This window comes from Streptomyces sp. NRRL WC-3549 (assembly GCF_000721935.1).
GTDB lineage: Bacteria > Actinomycetota > Actinomycetes > Streptomycetales > Streptomycetaceae > Streptomyces.
Window position 1 is genome coordinate 35,893 of the sequence record NZ_KL585403.1, and the last position, 5,823, is coordinate 41,715.

Sequence of the window (5,823 nt, forward strand, 5' to 3'; positions counted from 1 at the left end):
CGCCCCCAGCCGCTCGTACACCTCCTGCACGTCGGCGGGCCTGGCCTCCGGCGCCTTGAGCAACAGGTGCAGGACGAGCTCCTCCAGCGCGGCCGGTACGCCGGGGCGCAGCACGCGCAGCGGGGTGGGCGCGGCGTTCACGTGCTGGTACATCACCAGATACTCACTGTCGGCCGTGAACACCCGCTGACCGCTCAGCAGTTCGTGGAGTACGCAGCCGAGTGCGTACAGGTCGGTCTGCGGGCTGGTACGCCCGCCGCGGACCTGCTCGGGAGCCATGTACTGGTACGTACCGATGGGGTTGCCGGTCGCGGTCAGCTTGGTGACGTCCGTACGCAGAATGGCCGCGATCCCGAAGTCGAGGACCTTCACCGTGCCGTCCCGGGCGACCAGGACGTTGCCCGGCTTCAGGTCACGGTGGATCACCGGTACTTCGTGGGCGTACGACAGCACGGTGGCGACCTGCGCGGCGACCGCCACGGCCCAGCTGACCGGCAGCGGGCGTTCCGGCTGGATGTACGCGGACAGGGGCACCCCGTCGACCAGCTCCATGACGAGGAAGAGCCGCTCGTACGTGGTGGCCGGGCCGTGCGTGGTGTCCGAGTCGTCGAGTACCGCGTCGTACACCTGCGGCACACCGGGGTGCTGGATGCGTGCGGTGATACGGGCCTCGCGCTTGAACCGCTTGGCGAACTCCGCCGCCAACTGCGGCGACCCGGCGACGGCCTGGTGCCGGACCACCTTCACGGCGACGGGCCGGTCCAGCACGGCGTCGTAACCACGCCACACGTCCCCCATGCCCCCGCTGTCGAGCTCCTCCAGAAGCTCGTACCGCCCGGCGATCGGCTGCTGTGGCACCTTGCCCCCGTGTGTGCGTGCGCATGCTGGCCGGTCAGGCGCGACTGGCGCCCGCCCGGCGTCGGTCGGGTAAGTCTCGCCGGTGGACCAGCGTCCGGTCCAGCGGGGGCGGGGACGAGGGCGTGGCGCCGAACGTTTCCGGTCAGGGCCACACGGCACCTGAGGCGTAGGCCGCGTGGGTCAGTGCCGGTCGACCGCGCGGGCGAGTTCGACGAGCCACCCGACGGTGCTGAGCGGAGCGGGCGGTTCGACCTCCAGTCCGAGTTCGGCCGGCCCGGTGGCGTAGTCGATCTCCTCGACGGGAAGCGCGAGCAGATCACGCAGCTCGCCGGCGAGCTGAGCCACCAGCCCCGGGTCGGTGCTGCCCAGATAGTCATGGAACGCGGCCTCGTGGTCCTCGAACTCGTCGGGCATGTCCTGCGCGTACCAGCCCCCCAGCAACTGCGCGAGCTCCGGGAAGCGGGCGTGCCACTCCCAGTGGGTCTGCGGCGGTGCGGGCGGCGGGGCCTGACCGGTCTCGATGCTCTCCCTGAGGCGGTCCGCGAGCATTGGTGCATGGCCTGCTCGTTGGCGGTCGCGACCTGCTGGGTGGCCTACTGGGCGGTCTCACGGTCGGTGTACGTCGCGCTACGGGTTCGCTTGGTGCGGGTCAGTCCTCCTTCGGCCACACGGGAGGGTGCGCGGTGGCGAGGTGGTCGATGATCGATCGGGCGAGCAGGGGGAGGAAATCAACGAAATCCGCTCTACCGGAACCGCCGCCGAACACCTGGGAGAAATAGCGATCCATAGCGTCTTCATCGTTCTGGAACAGCGCCAGGGCCTCATAGCTCTCGGCGGCCAGGCCGGGTAGTTGCCACATGCACCGCGGGTGGGTCTCGTCGATGATCATGGCAATGCCCTCCTCGATGCTCGAAAACTGCATGTCGTCGGAAATGGCCACCCCGTCCTGCCCGAAATAGATGGGCAAGACCTGGCTGAAGCGTGGAAACCTGAGCGCGATTTCATGGGCGGTCATCTGACTCTGACCGTATTTTTCCTCGTATGAAAGGGAGGGCCAGTCAACGATGTACGCAGAGATGGCGCGGTAGACGTCAGGTGTTCGCTCGGGCGGGACTGCCGCAGGAATGTTCTTCAGGGCGCGCGCACCGGGGTCGGTCCTGAAGATGTCCGCAGCCGTGAGCAGTTGGGAAGAGATCTCATGGTGGCTTCTTCCGGCTCCGTCATCGGCGTAGTACAGGCCGCGAACAGTGGTCGTCAAAGCCTTCTTCCATTCATGGGGATCACTGGGTACGCCTGTGGTGGAGAACGGGGCCAGTGCGGTTCGGGCACCTTGCAGGCTGAAGTATTCCGACAACTCGTGCAGTGGCACCTGATCCTTCTTTCGATTCACGGTCCTCAGACCTTAGGTTCCCTTGATTTAGGCCGGCATGGACGACAGAACAGTGAAGGGGGGCAGGTCTGGATTGTACACGAGGCGCGTTTCTACCCCTTTCGCATTCACTGCCTTGTCCGCAGGGAATGGCGAGGACTTTATCTCCTGCTTGTCGATGCTCCGGCCGCTGTGTTCATCCGGGTCGGCGGTATGGCTCACACTGATGTCGAGTCGCTGCGGTGCATCGGGCTGCCGCGTGGTCGGCTGCGGCATTGAGGTCAACGGTCAGAAGTACAAGCCGGAAGCCCCCTACTGAAGGACTCCGTTGGGAAAGTCGTGATTCGGGCTTCCTGGCCTGGTCATGCGGCAAGGTCGAGGCGGGCGAGGTGAGAGAGGCGGGTTGTGCCGAGTGGGGTGTTCAGCCAGGCGTCGACGCGGATGAGGTTGATTGCGGTGGCGGATAGGACGTTCGCGAGGTGGGTCTTGGGCTGTCCGCGGTAGGGCGTGCGCCGAATTCGGGTGCGGCGGACGGCCTGGGAGATGGTGCCCTCGACGCCGGCGCGGATGTCGTAACGGGCTCTCCACTCCGTGGTCTGCTGCTCGGAACGTTGCCGGGCCAGGACTTCCTGTTGCTCTCGTGGCAGCAGGGTCAGGCTGCGTCCCCACGTGCCGTTCGCCGCCTTGGTGCACCGGGACCGCAGTGGGCATGGGGCGCAGTCGGCGTGCGCGAAGTGCACCCGAGTAATGGGGGTGCCGCTGGGTTTGCACTGGTCGGACCAGCTGGCGCTGACCGCTCCCTGGGGGCAGGTGGCTGTCTTGGCGTCCCAGTTCACAAAGAAGGCGGCCTGTGTCAGGTCCGGTGCGTGTTCGCCGTCGCCGCGTTTGGCGTGGTGGGTGTCGGCGCCGACCGGCCCGAGCAGGTTGATGCCGTGGTCATTGTGGGCGGTGAGGATGTGGGCGGCGGTGACGTAGCCGGAGTCCACCACGTGCTCATCCGGCGCCAGTTGGCGCTTTTCCAGGTGCTGGTGAATGGTCTGGGTCATCTCGGTGTCGTCCACGGTCGCGTCCGTGGTTTCCACGTTGGTGATCAGGTGGAGTGCGTCCGGCTCGCAGGTTTCGGTGAGGTGGGCCTTGTAGCCTGTCCAGCCGGATCCGCGCTTGACGCCGTAGCGCGCATCGAGGTCGTAAGGGGAGGCCAGCCGCCGTCTGCCCGGCGGGAGGTCCTTGCCCTCCCGCCAGCGCACCCCCTTCGCATCTCGGTGGCGTCGTAGCCAGATGCCCAGCGTGACCACAGGTGACGCGCAGTCGTCGGCCGGTTGTACGTGGTATGCGTCCGGCGTGTACGCGTGTGGCGCGTGCCGCGGTGCGAGAGTGCCGGACAGGGCAGCGTCACGTTCGCGTACGGCCAGGAAGCAACAGCGGCACGTCGCACTGCTTGTCGGGCTTGCTGCCGGGCGAACGGCGTGTGCGAGAGGGAGTCGTCGCAGTGGGACCGGACGGCTCCCCTGTGCGGGAACCACAGACGGGCGTACGGCGTCGTGGCCCACTGTCCCACTGCCGCCCTGAGTAGAGAACGGACAACCCGTGAACCGTGCACTCTCCCGTCATGGCCTGACCGTCGCCACCGCTTTACTCATGCTCGCCGTCGGTGGGCCTTCTGCTGCGGCGGCCGGCGAACCGGGCAGCACACCGTATCTCCCCAGGCCGACCGGATCCCAGGCGGTCGGCACCAGGTCCCTGCATCTCACGGACGACTCCCGCCCCGATCCCTGGGCTTCGGGGGCGAGCGCCCGGGAACTCATGGTCTCCCTGTGGTACCCGACGGCCTCGACGAGCGGGCGGCGGGCGCAGTACATGACGCCGACGGAATCGGAGCTGCTCCTCAAGGACGGGGGCATCACCGGCGTGCCGTTGGACGTGTTGAGCACGACACGGACCAACGCCTTCGCCAACGCCCGACCGGCAGGGCCTGTCCATGGTCTGCCGCTGGTCGTGCTCTCTCCCGGCTTCAGCAAGCCGCGCACCACGCTGGCCACTCTCGCCGAGGACCTCGCGAGCCACGGCTACATGGTGGCTGCGATCGACCACACCTACGAGAGTGTTGCCACCACCTTCCCGGACGGGCGCGTCGCCACCTGCGCCGCCTGCGAGGTCCCGCATGACGAGGTGTTCTGGCAGCGGCTGGTCAAGGGACAGGTACTGGACGAACTGACCGGGGCGCACGCGAAATGGGACGGTGCCCGCCTCATCGATCCGTCACGGATCGCGATGGCGGGCCACTCCGTCGGCGGTGCGAGCACCGTCACTTCCATGCCGGCCGACCCCCGGATCCGCGCGGGAATCGACATCGACGGCACGACCGAGGTCCCGATTCCGGACAGCGGCCTGTCCCGGCCCTTCCTGTTCCTCGGCAGGCAGGCTCAGTACAGCCCGGGCAGCGGTGGCGGCGCGGTCGCCACCTGGGAACGCGACTGGCAACGCCTGACCGGGTGGAAGCGGTGGCTCGTGGTGGCCGGGGCCGAGCACGCCTCCTTCACCGACGTCGGACTGCTGGCCGAGCAAGTGGGAATCGACATCGGCGCCGAACTGCCGGCTGCCAGCGGCTCGGAGATCACCCGCAGGTACACCCGCGCGTTCCTCGAACTGCACCTGCGCCACCGGCCCCAGCCCCTTCTGGACAAGCCCTCCAGGCGCTACCCGCAGGTCATGTTCTGCACCCCGGAGACAAGCACCTGCGTCTGAGCCCTGCCCGGCGGTCCATGGACCCGTGCCCCGTTCGCACGGTCCAGCCTCCGGGCCGCCGACGGCAGTGCGGTCGCCGGAGAGCGCGGGAGCCGTACCAGCTCAGTGCGGCCGAGTGTCGGCCGCGCACCGCTCCCGCCGTCTCGGGGGCGCGTTGGTCAGGGGAGGCATGTCAGGTCGCGGAGTTGGGCTGGGCCGGGGCGAGGTAGGCGGGGGAGTGGTCGGCCTGGACCCCGGCCGTAGGGGTGCGCTGCTCGGGCGCAGCGGCAAGGACGGCTGGAGCCGAAGACGTGAACGGTTGCGGGATGGGCTCTGCTGGGGCGGCCGGGGACACGACCGAAGCCGAAACCGGAGCCGGGGCCGCAACCGGGGGTGTGAGTGGGCCAGCCCGGCGGGTGGGGAGGCAGGCGGCGAGTCAGGCGACGGTGGAGAGCCTCTTCGCCGTACTGCAGTGCTTCGTCCGCTCGTGCCGCCACAGCTGCACCGACGTCAGCGTCAGGAGCGCGGCGAACACGACGAGGAAGACGCCCGTGATCACCGCCTGCCGCCCGCTCGTCGCCGGATCGCCGTAGGAGAGCAGGGCGAGAACGGACAGCAGGAGACCCGCCACGTACACCGAGCGGACACGCCGCAACTGCCGTACCGCACGAGGAGCAAGAGCAACACGCTTCACGAGAGCCATGCTCACCTCCATACCCGCTCCCTCGTGGATGAGACGTCGGCGTACGCGGCAACAGCGGCGCGTCTGGGTGCCGCGACGTGCGGGTCCGGTGAGAGGGCGAGGGGAGGTCGCGTGTGACGGGGCGGAGGCGTGTCCCTCCCGCGGCTGCCCGTCGAGCACGTCGTACGGC

The 5,823-nt window shown here is 68.4% G+C and carries 6 protein-coding genes; 1 reads left to right on the forward strand and 5 read right to left on the reverse strand.

Annotation, left to right across the window (positions count from 1 at the left end):
- From IH13_RS0117555 to IH13_RS0117570, 4 genes are all read right to left on the reverse strand, one after another.
- A partial coding sequence (locus tag IH13_RS0117555) for a serine/threonine-protein kinase (RefSeq protein WP_158791200.1) occupies positions 1–858 on the reverse strand: 858 nt, incomplete at its 3' end.
- Positions 859–1,038: 180 nt separating this feature from the next.
- Positions 1,039–1,407, reverse strand: coding sequence for a contact-dependent growth inhibition system immunity protein (locus IH13_RS0117560; RefSeq protein WP_037841630.1), 369 nt, complete (start codon positions 1,405–1,407; stop codon positions 1,039–1,041).
- Positions 1,408–1,507: 100 nt separating this feature from the next.
- Positions 1,508–2,248, reverse strand: coding sequence for a hypothetical protein (locus tag IH13_RS0117565; RefSeq protein ID WP_158791202.1), 741 nt, complete (start codon positions 2,246–2,248; stop codon positions 1,508–1,510).
- Positions 2,249–2,589: 341 nt separating this feature from the next.
- Positions 2,590–3,522, reverse strand: coding sequence for a transposase (locus tag IH13_RS0117570; protein WP_234433317.1), 933 nt, complete (start codon positions 3,520–3,522; stop codon positions 2,590–2,592).
- A gap of 343 nt (positions 3,523–3,865) precedes the next feature.
- Here IH13_RS0117570 and IH13_RS0117575 point away from each other — a divergent pair, with 343 nt between their 5' ends.
- Positions 3,866–4,972 (forward strand): alpha/beta hydrolase family protein, encoded by a 1,107-nt coding sequence (locus tag IH13_RS0117575; RefSeq protein ID WP_031085521.1) that lies wholly within the window; start codon positions 3,866–3,868, stop codon positions 4,970–4,972.
- Positions 4,973–5,387: 415 nt separating this feature from the next.
- Here the strand turns inward: IH13_RS0117575 and IH13_RS0117580 are convergent, their stop codons facing one another.
- Positions 5,388–5,654, reverse strand: coding sequence for a hypothetical protein (locus IH13_RS0117580; RefSeq protein ID WP_031085523.1), 267 nt, complete (start codon positions 5,652–5,654; stop codon positions 5,388–5,390).
- Positions 5,655–5,823: the final 169 nt, after the last annotated feature.